We start from the raw sequence: 22155 nt of genomic DNA on the forward strand, positions 1-22155 counted from the left end.
CCCACCCTGAAACGGGCTGATCCTCCACTGCGCACCACTTTACTCCACTTCCCTCCACCGTCAACCACATTCGCCCATGTCGTGAGCGTGTTTCCGGTGTTTCTCGCGGCCCTCTCCCCCGGACGCCGCGGGCCGTGGCTGGCCGCCTGCATCACGCGTTTGCGCAGGTCAGGGGCGGTACGGCGGTCGCCGTACCGCGGCCAGGGAGGGAAAGTGGAGCGCCGGTGGGGAGAACGGGCGCCGGCGGTGGGGGGAAGTGGAGCGAAAAGTGGGGAATCGAATTCGTCGTCCGGGCCACGGGCCAAGAAACCGGGCAGCATCCGCAACCAAACCGTGATGGCGGGAGTCAGATGCAGTACGGCCAGGGGGCGCGTATGTTTCGCGCACGCCCTACCGTTGGATGCGTAGGGGTGGAGGCAGTTCTCGGGTGGCAGGGGAAGGATCGGGCGTGGATTCTGGGAGCACTGGCGGCGCGGACCTGGAGACGCTGGCACGCGTCGTCGGCAGGGTGCGGGCCAACATCGAGCGGGTCATCGAGGGGAAGCCGGACGTGGTCTCCTCGACACTGGTCGTGCTGCTCGCCGAGGGGCACCTGCTGATCGAGGACGTGCCAGGCGTCGGCAAGACGATGCTGAGCAAGGCGCTGGCGCGGAGCATCGACTGCTCGGTGCGGCGGATCCAGTTCACGCCGGACCTGCTGCCCTCCGACGTCACGGGTGTCTCGATCTTCAACCAGAACAGCCGGGAGTTCGAGTTCCGCCCGGGCGGCGTCTTCGCCAACATCGTGGTCGGCGACGAGATCAACCGCGCCTCGCCCAAGACCCAGTCGGCGCTGCTGGAGTGCATGGAGGAGCGGCAGGTCACCGTCGACAACGCGACCTACCAGCTCGACACGCCCTTCATGGTGATCGCGACCCAGAACCCCATCGAGATGGAGGGCACCTACGCCCTCCCCGAGGCGCAGCGCGACCGCTTCATGGCGCGCGTCTCGGTCGGCTATCCGGTCGAGGCCGCCGAGATCGCGATGCTCAACTCCCACACGGGCAGCAACCCGCTCGACGACCTCGAGCCGGTCACCGACGCCGCCGAGGTGCGCAAGCTCTCCCAGATCGTCGGCCAGGTCTACGTCTCCGAGGCCGTGCAGCGCTACGTCGTGCACCTGACCGCGGCCACCCGCCGGTCCGAGGAGCTCACGCTGGGCGCCTCGCCGCGGGCGACGCTGCACCTGGTCCGGGCCGCCAAGGCGATGGCGGCCATGCACGGGCGCGACTACGTCCTGCCCGATGACGTGCACACCCTCGCCCGCCCCGTCCTCGCGCACCGGCTGCTGCCGAGCGTCGAGGCCGCCATGAGCGGCCGCTCGACCTCGCAGATCCTCGACGGCATCGTCGCGGGCGTCCCGGTGCCCGAGGGGACCCGTGCGTGAGGCGCTTGCCGGGCTGACCGTCCGCGGACGGGCGTTCATCGCTGCGGGGATCACCGCGATCGTGTGCGCGATCGTCCTCGGCCAGCCCGCGCTGACCCGGGTCGGCGTGCTGGTGCTGGCCCTCCCGCTGGTCACGGCCGTCGTGCTGTCACGCAGCCGCTACAAGCTCGCGCTGGTCCGCACCGTCACCCCCCAGCTGGTCGCCGCCGGCCAGCCGGCCCGGGTCAACCTCGCCCTCACCAACGAGGGCCGCACGCCCAGTGGCGTGCTGCTGCTCGAGGACCACGTGCCCTACGTGCTGGGCACCCGCCCGCGCTTCGTGCTGGAGGGCATCGGCCACGGCTGGCGCCGGCACGTGACCTACCAGGTGCGCTCCGACGTCCGCGGCCGCTTCGACATCGGCCCGATGTCGGTGCGCGTCAGCGACCCCTTCGGGCTGATCGAGCTCGGGCGCGCCTTCCGCACCACCGTGCCGCTCACCGTCACGCCCCGCACCGTGCCGCTGCCCAACATCCCGCTCGGCGGCGCCTGGACCGGCTCCGGCGACAACCGCCCGCGGGCCTTCGCCACCGGCTCGGCCGAGGACGTCACCGTGCGCGAGTACCGCCGTGGCGACGACCTGCGGCGCGTGCACTGGCGCAGCTCGGCCCGGGTCGGCGAGCTGATGGTGCGCCGCGAGGAGCAGCCCTGGCAGTCGCGGGCCACGCTCTTCCTCGACAACCGGCTGCGCTCCCACCGTGGCCAGGGCATCGCCTCCTCCCTCGAGGCCGCGGTCTCCGCCGCCGCATCCATCGCGGTCCACCTCTCGCACCGCGGCTTCACCGTCCGACTCGTCACGGCAACGGGCGAGGACCCCAGCTCCGCCTGGCACTTCCGCGACGCGGACCTCAACACCGGCCCACTGCTCGAGGCGCTCGCCGTCGTCCAGGCCGTCCACCAGCCGCAGCTCGACACGGCCTGGCTCGCCGAGGGCACCCACGGGGGCCTGACCGTCGCGGTGTTCGGTGCCGTCGAGGCGATCGACGTACCCGTGATCAGGCGGATGCAGCTGCACGCCGGCTCCGCGATGGCCATCGCCCTCGACGTCGACGCCTGGGTCTCCCCGAACGCCGCGCCGGGCGACGCCTCCGGTGCGCTGGCCCAGCAGGGCTGGCGGGTCACGCCCCTGCGTCCCCGTGACCGGCTCGACTCCGTCTGGCAGGACCTCGGCCGCAGCGGGCCCACCTCCTCGATGGTCGGAGGGCTCGGCGCCCCGCCCGCACCCCAGGCGGCCCGATGAGCAGGATGCGCGGGGGCCTGGGCTCCCAGCTCTCGCTGGCCGGGGCCGCCGCCCTGACGACGTGGGTGGCGATGTGGTCGTGGCGCGGCTTCACGCAGATGCCCGGCCGCTTCCTCGGCCCGCTCTTCGTGCTCGCCGCACTCGTGGCCGGCGTCGGCGCCCTCGCCCGGTGGTGGCGGGCGCCCTGGTCGGCCGTCCTGGGCCTCCAGGCGCTCGTCGGCGGGATGGTCGCCTCCGCGATGCTGTGCGGCTCGCCGGTGCCCGTCGGCCCCGCGTACCCACGGCTCTTCGACGCCTTCCGGGCCGCCGTCGACTCCTCGCAGACCTACGCCGCCCCGGTGCCGGCGCACGCGCCGGGCGTCCACCCCCTGCTGATCGCGGGCGGCCTCCTCTGCCTGCTGCTGGTCGACGCGCTCGCCTGCACGCTCCGCCGGGTGCCCCTGGCCGGGCTGCCGCTGCTGATGGTCTACAGCATCCCGGTGAGCCTGCTCGGAGGTGGCGTGACCTGGTGGGTCTTCGCCGCGACCGCCGCCGGCTTCCTCGGCCTGCTGTTCCTGCAGGAGAACGAGGCGGTGGCCCGCTGGGGCCGGCCGCTCGGCGAGGACCCCGCCACCGCGGACCCCACCGGCTTCGGGGTGCGCACCGGCGCGATCAAGACGAGCGCGACGACCATCGGTGGCGTGGCCACGGCCCTGGCGGTCTTCGTGCCGTTCCTGGTCCCGACCTTCGGCGTGCACCTGTTCAACCTCGGGCAGGGCCCCGGCGGGAACGACGAGATCAGCATCGAGAACCCCATGACCGACCTGCGCCGCGACCTGGTGCGCGGCGCCGACTTCCCGGTCGTGCGGGTCACGACCGACGACCCGAACCCGTCGTACCTCCGCATCTCGGTGCTCGACCGCTTCAACGACAACGAGTGGACGTCCGGCGACCGCACCGTCCCGACCAACAACCTGCCCGACGGCGACATGCCGCCGCTGCAGGGGGTCTCGTCCTCCGTAGCCCGCACGACCTACGACTACGACGTCACGATCGAGGACGCCTTCGACTCGACCTGGCTGCCCACGCAGTTCCCCATCAGCCGCATCCAGGCCGACGGCGACTGGCGCTACGACACGGCGACGATGGACTTCATCGCCGGCGACAAGGACCTGACCACGGCAGGCATGCACTACACGATGACCGCGGTGAAGCTGAACGTCGACGCCTCCGCGCTGGCGCTCGCGCCGTCGTCGGCCGGCCAGGTCAGCAAGGACTTCGTCCAGCTCCCCACCGGCATCCCGGTGCTGGTGCGCCAGCTGGCGCAGGAGGTCACGCGGGAGGCGCCGAGCCGCTTCGAGAAGGGCGTCGCGCTGCAGCGCTGGTTCCGCGAGACCGGCGGCTTCACCTACGACCTGCACTCCGCCGTCGGCAACGGCACCGACGAGCTGGTCGCCTTCCTCAGCACCGGCGACGGCGGCCGCACCGGCTACTGCGAGCAGTTCGCCTCCGCCATGGCCGTGATGGCGCGGGAGCTCGGCATCCCCGCGCGGGTGGCCGTCGGCTTCCTGCTGCCGCACCAGGTCGGCCCGCAGACCTACGAGTACTCCTCCTACGACCTGCACGCCTGGCCCGAGCTGTTCTTCCCGGGCTCCGGCTGGGTGCGCTTCGAGCCGACCCCGTCCGAGCGGGCGCGGACCGTGCCGTCGTACACCACCCAGGACGTGCCGGCCCTGGACCCGACCATCGGGTCGACGGCGGTCCCCCAGAACGACCAGCCGAGCCGCGGCTCCAGCACCGAGGCGTCGGCGAGCCCCTCGGCCGACAAGGCGTCCGCCCAGGGCGACACGGCCGCCGCGTTCCCGTGGGCTCCCGTGGTCGGCGGCCTGGCCGCACTGGCGCTGGTCGCCGCGCTGCTGGTGCTGCCCCGCTTCCTGCGCCGTCGGCGCCGGCAGCTCCGGCTGGCCGGCGGGCCGGAAGAAGCCTGGGCCGAGCTGCGGGCGACCGCCCTGGACCTCGGCGTGCCCTGGCCCGAGGCCCGGTCCCCGCGCGAGACGCGGGACGTGCTGGTGGAGTTCCTCGGCGCCCCCGTCGGGTCCGGCGGCGACGAGCGGCCCGCCCACGGCCCGGCGGTCGCGCCGGGAGCGGTGCAGTGCCTGGACCGGATCGTGCGTGCCCTGGAGCTGCTGCGCTACGCCCGCGGGCGCGACGACGCCGGGTCAGCCGCGCTGCGGACCGAGGCCGAGACCTGCGTCGCCGCGCTCGAGGGTGGCGCGTCGCGGGGCGCCCGGCGCCGGGCCGAGTGGTGGCCGCGGTCGGTGCTCACCAAGGACGCACGTCGCGCGGTCGGCGTGGCACCGCGGCCGGAGCAGGCGAGGTACGGCGGGGTCGTCGACCACGTCGGCTGAGGTCGGCTGAGGTCGGCCCAGGTCGGCTGGGGTCGGTCAGAAGCCGTTGTTCTCGTCGCGGCGACGACGCCAGCGCTGCTCCATGCGCTCCATGAAGGGAGCGTGGGAGGGGCGGCGGTTGCGACGGCCACGGCCGGAGCGGCCGCCGTCGATGACGGTGAACCCGTGGGTCGCGTGACCGGCCGCGCGCGGATCGGGGTGGCCGTGCTGGACGGCCTGCTGGCTGCGGAGCGAGGTGACCGCGACGGTGGCGGAACCCAGCATGATCACGAAGCCGGCGATGCCGAGAGCCCAGAACTTGGGGTTGTCGCCGGACAGCACCGCACCGGCCATCAGGACCGCGACGCCGATCGCGAACACGACCCCCGCCACGATCGCGCGCCGACGGGCGGACCGTCGGAGCGAGGTGCCGCGCAGGGTGGAGGCGAGCTTGGGGTCCTCTTCGACGAGAGCGCGCTCCATCTGCTCGAGCAGTCGGAGCTCCTCTTCGGAGAGCGGCACCGGTCCTCCCTGGGTAGATGCGGGAAAGCCCGTCGACAGGTGTCGAAGTGGCTACCGTGCAGTCAAGTCTAGGCAGGGGCCGGGCATCTCGGTAGGCGGGTTGTGGAATTTCACCACCGAAGTGATGGACGAGTCTCGTCGCCCGGTGCTGGGGCGGGGTCAGGGCCGGGGTCCGGCACCGTCAGGACAGCAGGCTGGCCGGCCGGACGGCCGCGGAACCGAAGCGCAGGGTCACCCGGTCGACGGCCCGGTCGGCGTCGGACCAGCCCCGCTCGCGCTCGCCCAGCACCAGCTGGCGGTGGACCGTCCCGCGCGGGACCAGGCCCTCGACCCGCACCCCGACCAGTCGCAGCCGGGCGCGCTGGAGGCCGAGGGCGTCGTACAGGCCGGTGGCGGTGCGGTAGATCTCCTGGGTCACGTCGGTCGCCTCGGGCAGGGTCCGGGAGCGGGTGATGGTGGTGAAGTCGGCGAAGCGGACCGTGATCGCGACGGTGCGGCCGGCCACGCCGGCGACCCGCATCCGGCTGGTGACCTTGGCGGTGAGCCGGAGCATCTCGCGCAGGATCACCTCGCGGTCGTCGGTGTCGCGACCGAAGGTCTCCTGGGCGCCCATCGACTTGTCGGGGTCGCCCCCGCCGAAGGCCGAGACGTTGCGCGCGACGATCGCGCGCCGGTCGGTGCCCCAGGCCAGCGCGTGGAGGTGGGCGCCCAGGCCCTCGCCGACCGCGCGCTGGAGGGTGCGCAGCGGGGTGTGGGCGACGTCGCCGACGGTGATCAGCCCCAGCCGGTGCAGCATCGCCTGGGTCTTCTCCCCCACGCCGTAGAGCTCGCCCACGTCGAGGGGGTGCAGGAAGGAGGTGACCTCCTCGGGCGGCACGACCACCACGCCGTCGGGCTTCGCCCGGCGACTGGCCAGCTTGGCGACCGAGACCGAGGAGGCCACCCCGACCGAGCAGGTCACGCCCTGTTCGTCGTGGACGGTGGCGCGCAGCTGCTCGGCGATCTGCAGGGGCGTGCCGAGTCGCCGGACCGAGCCGCGGACGTCGAGGAACGCCTCGTCCATCGAGAGCACCTCGACCAGCGGGGTGACCCGGCGGAAGTTCTCCATCACCGAGGACGACACCTGGCCGAACAGGTCGTAGTCGGGCGGCACGACCACCGCCTGCGGGCACAGCCTCCGGGCCCGGGTGTTGGGCATCGCCGAGCGGACGCCGTACTGGCGGGCGAGGTAGTTGGCCGAGAGCACGACGCCGCGGTGACCGCCGCCCACGATCACGGGGACGTCCTGCAGGTCGGGACGGTCGCGGGTCGCCACGGACGCGTAGAAGGCGTCCATGTCGACGTGGAGGATCGAGCAGGCCGAGGACCGGTCACCCATGGTGACCCCCTCGGTGACCGGCCCTACTGCGCGATGAGGTGCAGCTGCGCGGCGAGGGGGTGGAACTCGGGGCGGGTGGCCACGGCGTGCTCGAGCTCGACCAGGGACGCGGTGGCACCGGGCTCGAGGTCGAGCAGCGAGCCGGGGACCAGGTCGGCGAAGACCCGGATGCCGTGCACCGAGGCCGGGGCGAAGCCGGCGCCGGCGAGCAGCCCGACGATCTCGTCGTGGGTGAACCGGCGACCCGCCCGGCCCGTGGGCGCGGTCGCGTCGAGGAGGCCGAGGGCCTGCTGGAAGTGGCCGGCCATGGCGCGCGCGATGACGGCGGCGTGCCGCTGGGCGACCAGCAGGCTGAGGGTGCCGCCGGGGCGGAGCACCTCGCGGATCGTGGCCAGCGCGGCGGCGGGGTCCTCGACCACCTCGAGGACGCCGTGGCAGAGCACCACGTCGGCACTGTCGGGTCCGGTGACATCGAGCAGGGTCGACAGGTCGCCCTGCTGGCCGCGGACCTCGACGCCGAGCTCGCGGGCCCGGCGGTCGAGCGCGGCGAGCGCGTCGGGGCTGGGGTCGACGACGGTGACCCGGTGGCCGAGCTCGGCGACCCGGGCGGCGAAGCCGCCGGTGCCGCCGCCGATGTCGAGCACGTCGCGGGCGGCGACGTCCTCGAGGACCGGGCGCAGGCCCTCCCACACCACGGCGGTGCGGGCGGCGCCCCGACGTTCGCTGGGCCGGTCGCTGGGCCGGTCGCTGGGACGGTCGCTGGGCCGGTCGCTGGCTGGCATGCGTCACACCCTAGTGGCGGGTGGGGGGCGGTCGTCCGGTGAGTCATCCTGCGCTCCCGGGGCTGCGGTGCCACAGCTTGCGGGCCACGTCCTTCGTCTCCTCACCGGCGGGCTTGATGTCGGAGTAGGGCGACATCCGGAAGCCGCTGGAGTGCACCAGCACCCGGCGGTGCTCGGGCTCCTCGACCCCGAAGCCCGCGGGCAGGACGGCCATCGCGGCGCGGACCGCCTCGATGCCGGCATCGCCGGCACCGTGGGACTGCCACAGGGCGAACAGCTCGGGCAGCGCCCAGCAGCCGGTGGCGCGCAGGGAGACGCCCCGGTGGCCGGTGCGGCGCAGCTCGCCGCGGACCACGAGCAGCCAGGAGTGGAAGACGGTGGCGGCGTAGGGACCCTGGGCGTCCTCGAAGAACGTCGCGTCGACCGGCCCCGTGGAGTCGTCGAGGGTCAGGAAGATGACCCGCCGGCCGGAGCGGATCGGCGGGGTCTGGGTGGCGACCTTGACCCCCGCGACCAGGAGCTCGGACTTGCTGCGGCGCTGGAGCAGCTCGCTGCTGCGGGTGGTGCCCAGCTGGCGCAGGAAGGTCGCGTAGGTCTCGACGACGTGCCGGCTCGCGTCGAGCCCGAGGATCTCCAGCTCGGCGTTCATCCGCTCCTGGGGGGACAGCTCGGGGAGCCCGGAGACCTCACCCTCCCCGGGCTCGTCGCCGAGGTCGAGGGCGAGCTGGACCGAGGTGACCGGCCGCGGGGCTGCGGTGGCGCGCGACTGCGCGGCGGCCCGCGCCCACACGCCCTGGTCGGCCAGGGCGTGCCGCTCGGTGCTGGGCGCGGCCTCACGCTCCAGCGGGTCGGAGCTGTTGCGGACCGCGGCCTGGTCGGCGACGGTCCGGGCCCGGGAGCCGGGGGCGCTGCCCGCCGCAGCGGCGGGCCGGCGGCCGGCCAGCCCGCGGCCGCGACCGGCGCGCTCGACGGCCCGGGCGTGGCGGTCGAGCTCGGCCACCTGCAGGAGCAGGTCGCGGCGGGTGACCCGGCCGCGCCGGCCGACCCCGTCGGAGGTGGTGCCGATGCCGTAGACGGAGTCGAACCCGCCGGCCAGCACCAGCCGCTCGGCGATCGGCCGGGAGACCCGCGCGCGGTGCCAGAAGTCGGTGAGCGAGTGGTAGGGCCGGGCCGCGACGATCCGCTGCACCTCCCCCTCGTTGATCCCCTTGACCTCGGACAGGGCCAGCCGGATGCCGTAGGGGGTCTCGGCAGGCTCGCCCACCGGGGACGGAAGCTTCTCCACGACGTAGGTCTGCTCGCTGGTGTTGACGTCGAGGCCGAGGACGGCGATGCCGAGCTGGCGGGCGTCGTCGAGGATCAGGCGCTTGGGATACATGCCGGGGTCGTGGGTGAGGAGGCCGGCGATGAAGTGGGCCGGCCAGTGCGCCTTGAGCCAGGCGGACTGGTAGGTCGGCAGCGCGAACGCCGCTGCGTGGGCCTTGCAGAACCCGAACGATGCGAACGCCTCGAGGACCTTCCAGACGTCCTCGACCACCCGGAGGGCGTAGCCGTGAGCGAGCGCGCGCGGGAAGAACCAGAGCCTGGTCTCGGCCATCCCCTCGACGTCGCCGAGCGCGCGGCGGCGCTCGTCGGCCTCGGCGTAGGAGACCCGCGCGAACCGCGCGATCATCTCGATGACCTGCTCGTGGAAGACCACCACGCCCCGGGTCTGCCCCAGGATCGGGCGCAGGTCGTCGTGGAGGTAGACCGGCGCCTTCCAGCCCTGCTTGGCCTCGAGGTAGGGGGTGATCATGTCGCTCTTGACCGGCCCGGGCCGGAACAGCGAGATGTCGGTGATGATGTCCTCGAAGCTCTCGATGCCGGACTTGCCGACCAGCTCGCGCTGCCCCGGCGACTCGATCTGGAAGACGCCCAGGGTCTTGGCGGCCGAGATCATCGCGTAGGTCGCGGGGTCGTCGAAGGGCACCTGCTCCTCGTCGTCGAGGTCGACCACGACGTCGTCGACCCGCTGGATCTCGGCGAGCGCGTGCGCCATCGAGGACTGCATCCGGATGCCGAGCACGTCGAACTTGAGCAGCCCGAGGTCCTCCACGTCGTCCTTGTCGAACTGGCTCATCGGGAAGCCGGCGTACGACGCCTCGACGGGGGTGCGGTCGAGCAGGGTGGCGTCGGAGAGCAGCACCCCGCACGGGTGCACGGCGATGTGGCGCGGCAGCCCGTCGAGCCGCTCCACCAGCCCGAACATCAGGTCGAGGCGCTCCTCCCCCAGGCCGCTGGCGCGCAGCTCGGGCAGCTCGCGCAGCGCGGCCCGGGCGTCGCGGGCGCGGATGTGCGGGAAGGCCTTGGCGATCGCGTCGGTCTCGCCCGGGGGCATGCCGAGCGCGGCGCCGACGTCGCGGACGGCGTGGCGGACCCGGTAGGTGTCCATCATCGAGACGCAGACGCAGCGCTCGCCGCCGTACTGGTCGAGGATCGCGGTGTAGACCTCGAGCCGGCGTGCGGACTCCACGTCGACGTCGATGTCGGGCAGCGCCCGCCGCAGCGGGGAGAGGAAGCGCTCCATGAGCAGGCCGTGGCGGATCGGGTCGACGCCGGAGATGCCGAGCAGGTAGTTGACCAGGCTGCCGGCGCCCGACCCGCGGGCCGCGCACCGCACCCCCATCTCCCGGATCAGGTCGGTGACGTCGCCGACGGTGAGGAAGTAGGAGGCGTAGCCCAGGGTGCGGATCGTCTCCAGCTCGTCGTCGAGCCGCTTCCAGATGCGCTGGCGCGGGGCCGAGCCATAGCGGTCGCCGATCGCACCCTCGCAGCGGGCGCGGAGCAGGACGTCGGCGCTCGCCCCTTCCCCGGACAGGGTGAACTCGGGGAAGTGCACCTCACCCAGGCCCAGGTCGGCCCGCGGGTCCAGGGCGCACCGGTCGGCGACCGCGCGGGTGCGGGCCAGCAGCTGCCGGGCCTCGCGGGCGGGGTCGCCCAGGCCGGCCATCCGGGCGATCTCCTCGGCGACCTCCTGCATCTGCTTGCCGGACTTGAGGAAGCCCTCGGCGTTGCCGCGGAACGCGTCGGGGCCGACGTGGCGCAGGTCGGCGGAGCCGAGCGCGACCAGCCGGCGGGCCGCGTCGAGGACGTCGATGGTGGGGGCGTCGCGGCGGTCGGCGTAGCGAACCGCGTTGGACAGGATCGTGCCGAGGCCGGCCCGGCGGGCCAGGCCGGCCATCCGGGCGGCGTGTGGGGTGGTGCCGGGCCCCCAGTCGCCGCCGGACCGGCTGCCGGGGAGCCGGTGGGAGACCAGCTCGACGAGGAGGTTCTCGGCGGGGACCAGCTCGCGCCAGCGCGCCAGGGCGGCCTCGGCCAGGTCGTCGCGGCGCCGGGTCGCGGCCGCGCCCACCTCCGAGCCGGGACCGAGCAGCACCACCAGCTGCCCCGCGCCCAGCGGCCCGGCGAGCTCGCGGGCGAGCAGGTCGAGGTCGAGGACGGGGGTGCCGCGCTCGCCGGAGAGGTGGGTGGCCGAGACCAGCCGGCACACCGCCGCCCACCCGGCCCGGCCGCCGCCCGGCCCGCCGGCCGCGGCCAGGAAGGTGACCCGGGGCAGCCGCGGGTCGCGGAACGCCCCGCCCCGGACGGGGGTGCGGGGCCGCCGGACGTCCGTTGCGTGGGTCGGGAGGTGGGCGAGGTCGACCCCGAGCACCGGCCGCACTCCCCCGGACAGGCAGGCCTTGGCGAACTTCACCGCGCCGTAGGTGCCGTCGCGATCGGTGAGCGCAAGGGTGTCCATCTCCTGCTCCACCGCCCGCTCGACGAGCGTGTGCGGGTGCGAGGCGCCGTATTGCAGCGAGTAGCCGGAGGCCACGTGGAGATGGGGGAACGGGTCGGGCACGGGGTGGGACCGCCTCTCAGCCGGCTCGACCCCTGCTGGATGCGTTCGAACAGTTGTTCGAACGCATCCAGCCTAACACCGTTTCAGGACCGGATCACCAGATCGAGTCGGCCCACTCCGGGTGGTCGACGAAGGGGTTCCGGTTGAACTGGTAGTCGGTGTAGATCACGTCGTTGCGGTGCATCTCGAACGAGGAGGGCGGGTCCTGGGCGTTCCACTGGAGCAGCACCGAGATCCGGCCGAGGTAGGGCGCGGTGCCGTTGTTGACCACGTCGTCGACCTGGAGGTCGGGCCAGCCGTCGCCGCCGTCGTAGCGGACCGCCATGTAGAAGATCATCCGGGCCACGTCGCCCTTGACGGCGTCGCGCGGCTCCCACGAGTCGGCGTCGGCGTAGTTGCCCGGCGCCTCGGCGTTCTGGGTGCCGCCGTTGTCGAAGTCGAGGTTGCCGCGGGCGGAGTTGACGGTGACGTCCTCGGGACGCAGGTGGTGCAGGTCGGTGCCGGGACCGGTGGCGGTGCCGAAGTCGCCGTGGGACTTGGCCCAGACGTGCTCGCGGTTCCACTGGTCGACGCCGCCGCCGTTGTCGCTGGCCGGCAGCGAGAAGCCGCTGTAGATGCAGAGCACGTGGGCGGCGTTGGCCGGGTCGCGGTCGGTGACCTTGAGGGCGTTCCAGACCTGGTCGTAGGTCAGCTTGGTGACGCCCGTGGAGATGATCGTGTGCAGCGAGGACTCCAGGGTCGTGCCGGTCTTGCCGACGGCGTTCTTCCAGTACGTCGTGTCGTAGGCGGTCGTACCGCCACCGGCACCGCCTCCCCCGCCACCCGAGCCGCCGCCCGCGAGGGCGAAGGCCGTGCCGGAGGTCAGGCCCGGCCGGGAGAAGTAGGCGGCGAGCGTGCCGGTGACATCGATCTGCTTGCCGAGCAGCGACGGGTTGCTCCGGAGCCCCCAGGCTGCCCGGAAGGCGCTGGGAATCTGGACGTAGAGCATCTGGCTGGTGTCGGTGACACCGGGCGCGTCGGCCAGCGCCAGCGCGTAGTCGTTGGGGAAGCCGCTGGTGACCACGGTGGTCGAGGACGTCGGCTGGCCCACGACGTAGCCGCGGACGGTGGCGGACGAGCCGTTCTGGGTGGCCCGCGCAGTGGCGACCGTGATCGGCGCGGCCGCCTGGGCGGGAGCGCCGACCGCGGCCGACAGCGGGATGAGGAGGAGCAGGGACAGCACCAGCGACGCGCGACGGCGACGCAACCCGAGAATGAGGTGCATGGAGGACGACTCCGATTCGTGAGGCCCGCGACGCGGGCACGGAGCCCCAACCCAGGGTCAGCCGACGGCCCGCGTCACCACCGAACTTCGGTGGGCCTGGGCGTGCGGGACCAGCCCCAGCGAGGCCTCCACGACGGCCAGGAACCGGTCGGCGTCGCGGACCAGGTCGTCGGCCTCGCGCTCGCTGACGGCCCGCGTCGAGCCGGCCTCGGCCGCGGCCCGCTTGCCGGCGCCGGCGGCGAAGAACCGGGCCCACTCCTCCAGCTCGGGAGCCACCTCGGCCAGCAGCACCCAGGCGTTCTTCTGGGGGCGTCGCCGCTGGGGCGCCGGATGGGCGCGGGCGGCCAGCAGGGCCGCCGCGGCCCGGAGCGCGGCGACGTGGGCGCAGGCGTAGCGGGTCGGCACCTCGTGGGCTCCGATCGCCTCGCTCAGCGACTCCGCCGCCCGGGCGAGGTAGGAGTGGGTGGTCGCGGGCAGGGCGTAGGGGTTGGGAGCGTAGGGGTTGGGAGCATTCACCACGGTCACCTCTCAGTCCTCGCAGCCGACGAGCTGCCAGTGGCCGTCGCTCCAGTCGAAGGAGAGGTCGAAGACGCCGCCCCCGTCGGAGCCGCGGCCGGCCTCCACCCGCCACAGCTCGCGCTCGACGAGCAGGTCGGCGGCCAGCGCCGAGCTGCCGTGCGTGGCCGGGCCCGGTCCCCCGGGCTGCCCCGACCGCCCCGGCCGGTCCGGCCGGTCCGGCTCGTCGGAGCCGATCACCGCCCGGACGCCCGAGGACTGCCACCACGGCGCCGTCTCCACCCAGTGGGCGAGCACCGCCCGCACCTTCCACAACCGTCCGTGCCACAGGAACTGCTCGGGCGCCTCCACGCCGGTCACCCAGCCCTTGCGCACCTCGACAGGGTCGTCGTACCGCCTCACCTGGTCGTCCTCTCTCCACAGCAGGCACCGCACTGCACCGGTCGACCCCCGGACCCGGCAGGGACGGGGGTCGAGGTCGCCCCTGCCGAGTGATGTTCGAACGCGTGTTCGAACACCACGAACGGTACACCCCGCCACGGACAGTCCGTCAAGGAATGAAAATGCGTGATGTCATTGCGACATCATTCAGACGTCACTACGGTGTCACCATGACATCACCTCAGCGTCCGCCCCGGGACCTCCGGGCGCCCTACCTGCTCCTGCGCACCCACCGCGACCTGCGGCTCCTGCTCGGGGCCAACGTGGTCTCGCAGGGCGGCGACTGGATCCTGGGCGTCGGCCTCGCCTACGCCGTCTACGACCTCACAGGCTCCACGATGGCCTCGGCGGTGACGCTGCTGGCGGCCTTCCTGCCCCAGGTCGTGGCGGGGCCGCTGGCCGGCGTGCTCGTGGACCGCTGGGACCGCCGCCGGACCATGCTGGTCGCCAACCTGGTGATGGCCGCCGGGCTCACCCCGCTGCTGCTGGTCACCGACGCCGAGCGGGTGTGGCTGGTCTACCTGGTGCTGGTCGGACAGTCGGTCGTCGAGGTGTTCTTCGCCCCCGCCGAGCAGGCCTTCCTCCCCCGCCTCGTCGCCGACGGCGACCTGGTGACCGCCAACGTCCTCAACGGCCAGGCCCGGCAGGTCGCCCGGCTGCTCGGCGGCGGGCTCGGCGGCGTCGCGGCCGCGGTGGGCGGCGTCCCGGCGGTCGCCGCCGCCGACGCGGTCACGTTCGTGGTGGCCGCGCTCCTGGTCGCGGCGATCCGCACCAGCGGCCGCACCACCCCCGGGACCGAGACCGAGGACGAGCCGGCCACGGGCCCCGTCACTGGCGCGGTCACCGGCCTGCTCAGCGGCTTCGGCACCGACCTCCGCGGCGGGCTGCGGGCGGCCGCCCGGGAGCGGACGATCCGGGTGCTGATGGTCTACCTGCTCATCACCCAGACCGGCGAGGGGGTCATGGGCACGCTCTTCGCGCCCTTCGTCCGCGACGAGCTGCACGGCAGCGGCCAGGTGTACGGCGTGATCAGCGGCGTGCAGGCCGTCGGCGGTCTCCTCGGCGGCCTGGTGGTGGCGAGCCTGGCCAGCCGGTGGTCACCGGCCCTGCTGCTGGGCGTCGGTTCGGTGCTGTTCGGTTGCGTCGACCTGGCGATCTTCGTCTACCCCACGACGTACGACGCGGTGTGGCCGGCGGTCCTCGGCATGGTCCTGGTCGGCATCCCCGGGGCCGCCTGCGGAGCCGGGCTGATGACCCTGGTGCAGCGGCACACCACCGACGCGGAGCGCGGCCGGGTCTTCAGCCTGGTCACGCTGGCGGGGACCGTCGCGGTCGTGGCCGGGACGGCGACCGCCGGGTTCCTCGGCGAGCGCGTCGGGATCATCCCGGTGCTGGCCTGCCAGGGCGTGGGCTACGTGCTCGCCGGCGGCCTGGTGCTGGTGTCGCTGCGGGCCCGGGAGAGTCAGGAGCGGGTGGAGGACTCCGGGGAGTGGGTGGCCAGCCAGGCGCCGCGGATGTAGCGGCTGGTGTCGCGGTGCCACATGAAGAACAGCAGCGCCGCGTCGAGCACCACCGCGACCAGCGAGAGCACCAGGAACAGGGTCGGCGGGCTCGTCCGGAGGCCGGCCAGGGTGGCCATCGCCATGAAGGCGACGAGGGCGGTGAGCGAGAGGCGGGCCCAGTTGTGGCCCTCGCGGAAGAACGCGATCAGCACCCCCGCCAGCCCGGCGAACACGAAGAACAGCACGATCGCGACCGGCACGAACGCCGGCGGCTGGACGGTGGTGCTGAGCTCGTCGCGCCCGGAGGCCCAGGAGTCCACCAGCTCGTCCTTGAACACCACGGTCAGGACGGCGGTCAGGCCGCTCAGGGCGACCTGTCCGAGCAGGACCCGGACCGCGTTGGTCACCGACTGCGGCTGCTGCCGACTCATGCGAACTCCTTCCGGGCGATCCCCCGATCTGCCCCACCAGTCTCGCTGCCCAGGGGCACAACGGTCTCGCTAGGGTCGCTCCATGACCAGCGAGCACCCGACGATCACGCTATTTCGAGACGAGCACCGCCGCCGGGACGGCGCCGGTGAGGTGGTCATTCTGCCCGACTCGGTCCACACGGCCGCACTCGCGGCGCAGGCCCTCGGCTGCGAGGTCGGCGCGATCGCCAACAGCCTCCTCTTCGATGCCGGCGGCGCGCCGGTGCTGATCCTGACCTCCGGCGCCCACCGGGTCGACACGGCCAAGGTGGCGGAGCGGATCGGGGTCGCGGCACTCACCCGGGCCACGCCGGAGTTCGTCCGGGAGCACACCGGGCAGGTCATCGGCGGGGTCTCCCCCATCGGCCACCCGGCGCCGGTGCCGACGTACCTCGACCCGTGGCTCCAGCGGTACGACGTGGTGTGGGCCGCCGCGGGCCACCCCGCGGCCGTGTTCTCGACCACCTTCGACGAGCTGCTCGCGATGACCGGCGCGACCGTGACGGAGGTGGAGTGATGGAGATCTGGCTCAACCCCGCCTGCTCCAAGTGCCGCACCGCGGTCTCCGAGCTGGAGGCGGCCGGCGTGGACTTCACCGTGCGCCGCTACCTCGACGAGCCGCCGACGGCGGCCGAGCTCGGCGAGGTCGTGGCCCGCATGGGGCTCGAGCCCTGGGACGTGGCCCGCGACAAGGAGGCCGCCGAGGAGGGGATCGACCTCCCCCGCGACGCCTCCCACCGCGACGAGTGGCTGGCCGCGCTGGCCGCCCACCCGCGCGCCATCCAGCGGCCGATCATCACCGCCGCCGACGGCACCACCGTGATCGGCCGGGACGCGGACTCGCTCGACCGCGTCGTCACCGCGGAGGCCTGAGCGGTGGACTCGCTGCCCCTGGTGTTCTCGAGCGGCTGGGCCAGCGGCGTCAACACCTACCTCGTCGTCCTCGTGCTCGGGATCGGCGACCGGGTCAGCGACTCCCCGCAGATCCCCGACGCGCTCGGCCGGTGGGACGTGCTCGGTGTTGCGTTCTTCCTCTACGCGTTCGAGTTCGTGGCCGACAAGATCCCCTACGTCGACTCGACGTGGGACGTCGTGTCGACCGCGATCCGGCCGACCGCGGGCGCAGTGATCGGCGTGCTGCTCGCGGGGGACGCCGACACGCTGCAGCAGGCCGTCGCGGGCTCGGTCGGCGGCGGCACCGCCCTGGCCTCCCACCTGGTCAAGGCGGGCGGCCGGCTCGCGATCAACTCCTCCCCCGAGCCGGTCACCAACATCACCGCCAGCGTCCTGGAGGACGTCGCGGTGCTGGGCGTGGTCTGGTTCGCCATCGACCACCCGCGGGCCGCGGCCGCCGTCGCCGGGGTGCTGCTCGCCCTCGGGCTGCTGATGCTGTGGTTCGTCGCCAAGCTCGTCCGCCGCGGCTGGCGGCGATGGCAGGCCAGGCGGTCGCGGGTGACCCACTAGGGTCCACCGCATGCGCGTGGTGGTGGTCGGCGGTGGCTTCGGCGGCCTGGCATCGGCGGTGCGGCTGGCCAAGACCGGCCACGAGGTCACGCTCGTGGAGCGCTCGCCGCAGGTGGGCGGCGCGCTCGCCGAGGTGACCTCGGAAGGCTTCGCCTGGGACGCCGGCCCGACGGCCACGGTGATGCCGGCGGTGGTGCGCGACCTGTTCCGCAAGTCCGGCCGGCCGCTGGAGCGCGAGCTGGAGCTGGTGCAGCACCAGGTCGTGCGCGAGCACCGCTTCGACGACGGCACGTCCGTCCGGCTGCCGGGCGGGTCCCGGGCCGCGCAGATCGCGGCGTTCGACGAGCTCGAGCCGGGCCTGGGGCTGCGCTGGGCCGACCACGTGGCGTCGTACGCCGATGACTGGGAGGTGCTGCGCCGCGGCTACTTCGAGCAGCCGTGGACGCCGGACGCGCTCCCCCGCGACGTGGCCGCGCGCCTGGACAGCCGCGAGGTGCTGCACAAGAGGCTGCGCAAGACGTTCAAGGACGAGCGGCTGCGGCTGGTGGCCGGGCACCCCTTCGTCGCCGAGGGGCACGACCTGCGCAACGTCCCGGCCTGGGCCGGGCTGGTGTCCTACCTCGAGCAACGCTTCGGCTGCTGGACCGTCGAGGGCGGCATGCCGCGACTCGGTACGGCGCTCGCCGAGCGGCTCGTGACCCGCCAGGTGACCGTGCTGACCGGGACCGACGTGCGCGACATCGTGCTGCGCGGCGGGCGGGCCGTGGCCGTCGCGACCGACGCGGGCGAGATCGCGGCCGACGCCGTCGTGTGTGCGGTCGACCCGCGGCGACTGCCGGCGCTCGCCCCGCACGTGGTCCGCACGATGCCGGCCATCCCGCCGGTGGTCTCCTACCTCGGGCTCGAGGGCGACGTGCCCGACCTGCCGCACGAGGTCGTGGTGCACGGCGACCCGCTGCTGGTCGTGCGCACTGGCGGCCGGGCTCCCGACGGCTGCGCGGCCTGGACCGTGCACGGCCGCGGCCGGCTGGCCGAGGACCTGCTGCGGGCCCTCGCGCGCGAGGAGATCGACGTACGCAAGAACGTCGTGGTGCGCCTCGACCGCACGCCGCGGCAGCTGGTCGAGGAGTGGGGCGGCTCACCGCACGGCGTGCTGTGGCAGGGCCGCGCGACCGTCCGGCAGCGGCTGGGGCCGACGACGCCGGTGCCCGGCGTCTATGCGGCCGGCGCGCACGCGACCCCGGGCGGCGGGCTGCCCTACGTGGGGCTGTCGGCGGCGCTGGTGGCGCAGGCGATCGGGCCGGCGTGAGTCACTGCCGACGCCGCTTCAGCAGGTGACGTTGAGCGCCGCGAAGATCTCCAGCGTCGCCTTGGAGAAGTTGAGCGTGTAGAAGTGCAGCCCGGGCGCCCCGCCCTCGAGCAGCTCCTCGCACAGCTCGGCGGCGACGGCGATGCCCTCGGCGCGGACCGCGGCGGCGTCGCCGTCGTGCGCGGAGATCCGCTCGACGACCTCGGCCGGCACCTCGGCGCCGATCAGCTCGCCCTGGCGGCGGATGGCGCTGAGGTTCAGGATCGGCATGATGCCCGGCACGATCGGGATGTCGACGCCGCGGTCGCGCACCCGCTCGACGAGGGCGAAGTAGTCCGCGGCGCGGAAGAACATCTGGGTCACCGCGAACTCCGCACCCGCTCGCGCCTTGGCGACCAGCACGTCGGCGTCGTGGTCCAGCGACTTCGCCGAGGGGTGCCCCTCGGGGAACGCCGCGACGCCGATGCGGAAGTCACCGCGCCGGTGCGCGAGCGCGACCAGCTCGTCGGCGTGGGTCAGTCCGCCGGGGGTCGGCGTCCACTCCCCCCGCGGGCCGCCCTCCGGGTCGCCGCGCAGGGCCATGACGTGGTGCACCCCCGCCTCGGCGTAGGTGTCGAGGATGCACTCGAGCTCCTCGCGGGTGTGACCGACGCAGGTGAGGTGCGCCATCGGGGTCAGGGAGGTCTCGTGCGCGATCCGGCTCGTGATCCGCACGGTCGAGTCGCGGGTCGACCCGCCCGCGCCGTACGTCACCGAGACGAACGTCGGCTGGTAAGGCTCCAGGGCGGCGATCGCGCGCCACAGCCGCTCCTCGCCCTCGGCGTCCTTGGGCGGGAAGAACTCGAAGGAGAACGACCGCTCCCCGCCGCCGATGAGCTCGGCCATGCTGCGTCCACGTCCGGTTCCCATGGCCGGAAGTCTAGGGACGGGGGTGGGCGGGGACGGGCGTTGTCCACTGACTAGTCTCGTCGGCGTGACGCAGACGGGGAGTGGTTGGGACAGCGCCGGGTTCCGCGAGCGCGTCCAGTCCGCCCTCGACTCCTTCCTCGACGAGCAGGCCGCCCGGCTCGCCGCGCTCGGCGACGACGCGGCCCGGCTGATCGAGGAGGCCCGGGTCTCGGTGCGCGGGGGCAAGCGCTTCCGGGCGGCCTTCTGCTACTGGGGATTCCACGCGATCGACCCCTCGCCCGCGGACGAGGACGCCCTGGTCCGCGCCTGCGCGGCGCTCGAGCTGCTGCACGCCAGCGCCCTGGTCCACGACGACCTCATGGACGCCTCCGACACCCGCCGCGGCCGGCCCGCGACGCACCGGAAGTTCGAGTCCGACCACGGTGCGGCCGGCTGGCGCGGCGACCCCGAGCAGTACGGCGGGGCCGCGGCGATCCTGCTCGGCGACCTGCTGCTGAGCTGGTCCGACGAGCTGCTGCGCAACTGCGGCCTGCCGCTCACCCAGGTGGCACCCGCGCTCGACGTCTTCGACCGCTGCCGCTCCGAGGTGATCGCCGGGCAGTTCCTCGACGTGTCCGTGCAGGCCCGCGGGCGCGCCGATGTCGGCACTGCCATGACGGTGCTGCGCTACAAGTCCGCCAAGTACTCCATCGAGCGCCCCCTCCACATCGGCGCCGCGCTCGCCGGCGCGGGTCCCGACGAGATGGCCGCGCTCACCGCGTTCGGCCTCCCGCTGGGCGAGGCGTTCCAGCTGCGCGACGACCTGCTCGGCGTGTTCGGCGACCCGGAGACCACCGGCAAGCCCGCCGGCGACGACCTGATCGAGGGCAAGCGCACCGTCCTGGTCGCGCTCGCGCTCGACGCCGCCGACGCCGAGGACGCGGCGCTCCTCGACCGCTCCCTCGGTACGTCGCTCGACGCGGCCACCGTCGCCCGGCTGCGCTCGGTCATCGACGGCTCCGGCGCGCACGCCTCCGTCGAGGCCGTCATCACCGAGCTCGCCGGCCACGCGGTGGCCGCGCTCGACAAGGCCGACGTCGACGAACACGCCCGCGCGGTGCTGCGCGAGCTCGCCTCGGCCGCGACCGACCGGGTGGTCTGACCGGCTGGTCTGACCGGCTGGTCCGGGCGCCCTCCGGGGGTGACACTCGAAGCATGGACGCGGTGTCCTCCGCCTTCGAGGCCGTCCCGCGGGCCGGGTTCCTCCCGCCGGCCTCGCAGTGGCGCGCCGACCTCGACGCACCGATCCTGATCGGCCACGGGCAGACCAACTCCCAGCCCCGGACCGTCGAGGCGATGCTGCGGCTCCTCGACGTCCGGCCCGGCCAGCGGGTCCTCGACGTCGGGTCCGGCTCCGGCTGGACCACCGCCCTGCTCGGGCACCTCGTCGGCCCCACCGGGACCGTCATCGGCGTCGAGCTCGAGCCGGCCCTGGTGCTCTGGGGCCGGGCGAACCTGCGCCGGACGCGGTTCACGTGGGCCGACATCCACCAGGCCGAGCCCGGGACGCTCGGCCGGCCCGCGGAGGCGCCGTACGACCGGGTGCTGGTGTCGGCCGAGGCCCGGGAGGTGCCGCAGGCGCTGCTCGACCAGCTCGGCGAGGAGGGCCGGATGGTGCTCCCGGTGGCCGGCCTGATGACGCTGGTGGTGCGGGTGGGCGAGGAGGTCGTCACGAGCTGGCACGGGCACTACCGGTTCGTGCCGCTGCGCTGACCCACCCGACGGTCAGTCGAGGCTGGGCACGCCCGGGAGGTCCGGCCCGGCCCCGCGCAGCAGCACCGCGAACGACCCGCCGCGCTCGGCGTTGACGCGGGTGCCGAGGACGGTCAGGGCGACCGAGAACGCCCGCTCGTCGGCCCGGGCGAACGGGCCCCAGCCGTCCCAGAGCAGGACGGTGTCGCCGGCGACGTCGAGCAGGCAGTCCGCCAGCGCGTCGAAGTTCTGGCCGTAGTGGTCCGGGAACGCCAGGGCCGCGCCGATCCCGCGCAGGAACTCGGCCTTGGACTCGTCGCCCCAGCCGTCGTAGTGCGCGAACCGCCAGCCGGCCACCTCGACGGTGTGCCGCACGTCGTCGACCTCGAAGGCACCGTGCCAGCGTGCGATGCCGGGCGGGACGTGGCGGGCCAGGACGGCGGCCAGGCCGCTCATCGCCGGATCCTGGCGAACGACGCGTAGTGGTCGGCGGTCCAGTAGAGCTCTCCCCCGTCGCCGGCCACGATCCGGCGGGCGCCGCGGTCGTCGGAGCCGGGGGTGTCGACGGTGTACTCCGCGTAGTAGCCGCCGTCGTGGTCGGGCAGCAGGCCCTCGAAGTTGCCGAAGGTGCCGCCGTCCTCGTCGTAGGCGAACGGGCCGCCCGCGTCGATCCGGCGCAACACGTCGCGCGCCTCGGGCGGGAGGTCGGCGGCAGCGACGTACGGCAGTCCGCTGGCGGGGTCGGTGCCGGGGTCGCTGGTGGCGCCCGCCGACGGGGTCGGGTCCGGCGAGGTCGCCGTCGAGGTGCCGGGGTCGCGCCCGGAGACCAGCCAGATGCCGACCGCGAGGAGCAGCGCGAGGCCGAGCGCGGCGGCTCCGGTCGTGCGGCCCCGCTCGTCGCTCCTCATCGCTCCCT

General features: G+C 73.9%; 21 protein-coding genes. 10 read left to right on the top strand and 11 right to left on the bottom strand.

The features are described 5' to 3' along the window. Positions 1-448 precede the first annotated feature (448 nt). From FB382_RS11050 to FB382_RS11060, 3 genes are read left to right on the top strand one after another with little or no spacing between them, the layout of a single operon-like run. Positions 449-1426 carry an AAA family ATPase gene (locus FB382_RS11050; RefSeq protein WP_343055565.1) on the top strand — a complete coding sequence of 326 codons (978 nt, stop codon included), beginning with the start codon at positions 449-451 and terminating at the stop codon, positions 1424-1426. Further along, positions 1419-2705, top strand: coding sequence for a DUF58 domain-containing protein (locus FB382_RS11055; RefSeq protein WP_182539124.1), 1287 nt, complete (start codon positions 1419-1421; stop codon positions 2703-2705). Before FB382_RS11050 ends, FB382_RS11055 begins: the two co-directional genes overlap by 8 nt. After that, entirely contained in the window at positions 2702-5092 is a 2391-nt protein-coding gene (locus tag FB382_RS11060) for a transglutaminase TgpA family protein (protein ID WP_182539126.1), read from the top strand. The genes FB382_RS11055 and FB382_RS11060 overlap by 4 nt, the downstream gene beginning before the upstream one ends. Positions 5093-5128: 36 nt before the next feature. Here the strand turns inward: FB382_RS11060 and FB382_RS11065 are convergent, their stop codons facing one another. The 7 genes from FB382_RS11065 to FB382_RS11095 form a co-directional block, all read right to left on the bottom strand. Then, positions 5129-5593: a DUF3040 domain-containing protein gene (locus tag FB382_RS11065; RefSeq protein WP_125038634.1), complete on the bottom strand. Its 465-nt coding sequence runs from the start codon at positions 5591-5593 to the stop codon at positions 5129-5131. A gap of 181 nt (positions 5594-5774) precedes the next feature. After that, positions 5775-6971, bottom strand: a complete 1197-nt coding sequence (gene dinB / locus FB382_RS11070) for a DNA polymerase IV (protein ID WP_182539128.1) — start codon at positions 6969-6971, stop codon at positions 5775-5777. A gap of 23 nt (positions 6972-6994) precedes the next feature. Further along, positions 6995-7753: a class I SAM-dependent methyltransferase gene (locus FB382_RS11075; RefSeq protein ID WP_182539129.1), complete on the bottom strand. Its 759-nt coding sequence runs from the start codon at positions 7751-7753 to the stop codon at positions 6995-6997. A gap of 43 nt (positions 7754-7796) precedes the next feature. Continuing rightward, a complete protein-coding gene (locus tag FB382_RS11080) occupies positions 7797-11633 on the bottom strand; it encodes a DNA polymerase III subunit alpha (RefSeq protein WP_182539131.1) in 3837 nt (1278 codons plus the stop codon). Positions 11634-11727: 94 nt separating this feature from the next. Continuing rightward, a complete protein-coding gene (locus FB382_RS11085) occupies positions 11728-12897 on the bottom strand; it encodes an endonuclease (RefSeq protein WP_182539134.1) in 1170 nt (389 codons plus the stop codon). Positions 12898-12954: 57 nt separating this feature from the next. Continuing rightward, a complete protein-coding gene (locus tag FB382_RS11090; protein WP_182539136.1) occupies positions 12955-13413 on the bottom strand; it encodes an SAV_6107 family HEPN domain-containing protein in 459 nt (152 codons plus the stop codon). A 12-nt stretch (positions 13414-13425) separates the two neighbouring features. Further along, positions 13426-13815 (bottom strand): DUF6504 family protein, encoded by a 390-nt coding sequence (locus tag FB382_RS11095; RefSeq protein ID WP_182539138.1) that lies wholly within the window; start codon positions 13813-13815, stop codon positions 13426-13428. Between the two features lie 209 nt (positions 13816-14024). On the opposite strand from FB382_RS11095, the gene FB382_RS11100 reads away from it, so the two are divergent. Further along, positions 14025-15374 (top strand): MFS transporter, encoded by a 1350-nt coding sequence (locus tag FB382_RS11100; protein ID WP_182539140.1) that lies wholly within the window; start codon positions 14025-14027, stop codon positions 15372-15374. Here the strand turns inward: FB382_RS11100 and FB382_RS11105 are convergent. After that, positions 15317-15787: a hypothetical protein gene (locus tag FB382_RS11105; protein ID WP_182539142.1), complete on the bottom strand. Its 471-nt coding sequence runs from the start codon at positions 15785-15787 to the stop codon at positions 15317-15319. The genes FB382_RS11100 and FB382_RS11105 overlap by 58 nt on opposite strands. An 82-nt stretch (positions 15788-15869) precedes the next feature. Here FB382_RS11105 and FB382_RS11110 point away from each other — a divergent pair, with 82 nt between their 5' ends. The 4 genes from FB382_RS11110 to FB382_RS11125 are packed head-to-tail and all read left to right on the top strand — an operon-like array spanning position 15870 to position 18599. Further along, positions 15870-16343 carry a YbaK/EbsC family protein gene (locus tag FB382_RS11110; protein WP_182539143.1) on the top strand — a complete coding sequence of 158 codons (474 nt, stop codon included), beginning with the start codon at positions 15870-15872 and terminating at the stop codon, positions 16341-16343. Further along, positions 16343-16699, top strand: coding sequence for an ArsC/Spx/MgsR family protein (locus tag FB382_RS11115; RefSeq protein WP_182539145.1), 357 nt, complete (start codon positions 16343-16345; stop codon positions 16697-16699). The genes FB382_RS11110 and FB382_RS11115 overlap by 1 nt, the downstream gene beginning before the upstream one ends. A gap of 3 nt (positions 16700-16702) precedes the next feature. Further along, the gene (locus FB382_RS11120; protein ID WP_125038643.1) at positions 16703-17290 is read left to right on the top strand and encodes a DUF4126 domain-containing protein; all 588 of its coding nucleotides are present in this window, start codon (positions 16703-16705) and stop codon (positions 17288-17290) included. 10 nt (positions 17291-17300) lie between these two features. Further along, the gene (locus FB382_RS11125; protein WP_182539146.1) at positions 17301-18599 is read left to right on the top strand and encodes a phytoene desaturase family protein; all 1299 of its coding nucleotides are present in this window, start codon (positions 17301-17303) and stop codon (positions 18597-18599) included. Positions 18600-18617: 18 nt separating this feature from the next. Here the strand turns inward: FB382_RS11125 and metF are convergent, their stop codons facing one another. Continuing rightward, positions 18618-19508 (bottom strand): methylenetetrahydrofolate reductase [NAD(P)H], encoded by an 891-nt coding sequence (gene metF, locus FB382_RS11130; RefSeq protein WP_182539148.1) that lies wholly within the window; start codon positions 19506-19508, stop codon positions 18618-18620. 64 nt (positions 19509-19572) lie between these two features. Here metF and FB382_RS11135 point away from each other — a divergent pair, with 64 nt between their 5' ends. Continuing rightward, positions 19573-20649 (top strand): polyprenyl synthetase family protein, encoded by a 1077-nt coding sequence (locus FB382_RS11135; protein WP_343055566.1) that lies wholly within the window; start codon positions 19573-19575, stop codon positions 20647-20649. A 53-nt stretch (positions 20650-20702) separates the two neighbouring features. After that, a complete protein-coding gene (locus FB382_RS11140) occupies positions 20703-21260 on the top strand; it encodes a protein-L-isoaspartate O-methyltransferase family protein (protein ID WP_182539152.1) in 558 nt (185 codons plus the stop codon). A 12-nt stretch (positions 21261-21272) separates the two neighbouring features. On the opposite strand, the gene FB382_RS11145 is transcribed toward FB382_RS11140, so the two are convergent. Together FB382_RS11145 and FB382_RS11150 are read right to left on the bottom strand one after the other, a co-directional pair. Beyond that, positions 21273-21695, bottom strand: a complete 423-nt coding sequence (locus FB382_RS11145) for a barstar family protein (RefSeq protein ID WP_182539154.1) — start codon at positions 21693-21695, stop codon at positions 21273-21275. Further along, positions 21692-22147: a guanyl-specific ribonuclease gene (locus FB382_RS11150; protein WP_182539156.1), complete on the bottom strand. Its 456-nt coding sequence runs from the start codon at positions 22145-22147 to the stop codon at positions 21692-21694. Before FB382_RS11150 ends, FB382_RS11145 begins: the two co-directional genes overlap by 4 nt. Positions 22148-22155 lie beyond the last annotated feature (8 nt).

It is taken from the genome of Nocardioides ginsengisegetis (assembly GCF_014138045.1).
Taxonomy (GTDB): Bacteria; Actinomycetota; Actinomycetes; order Propionibacteriales; family Nocardioidaceae; genus Nocardioides; species Nocardioides ginsengisegetis.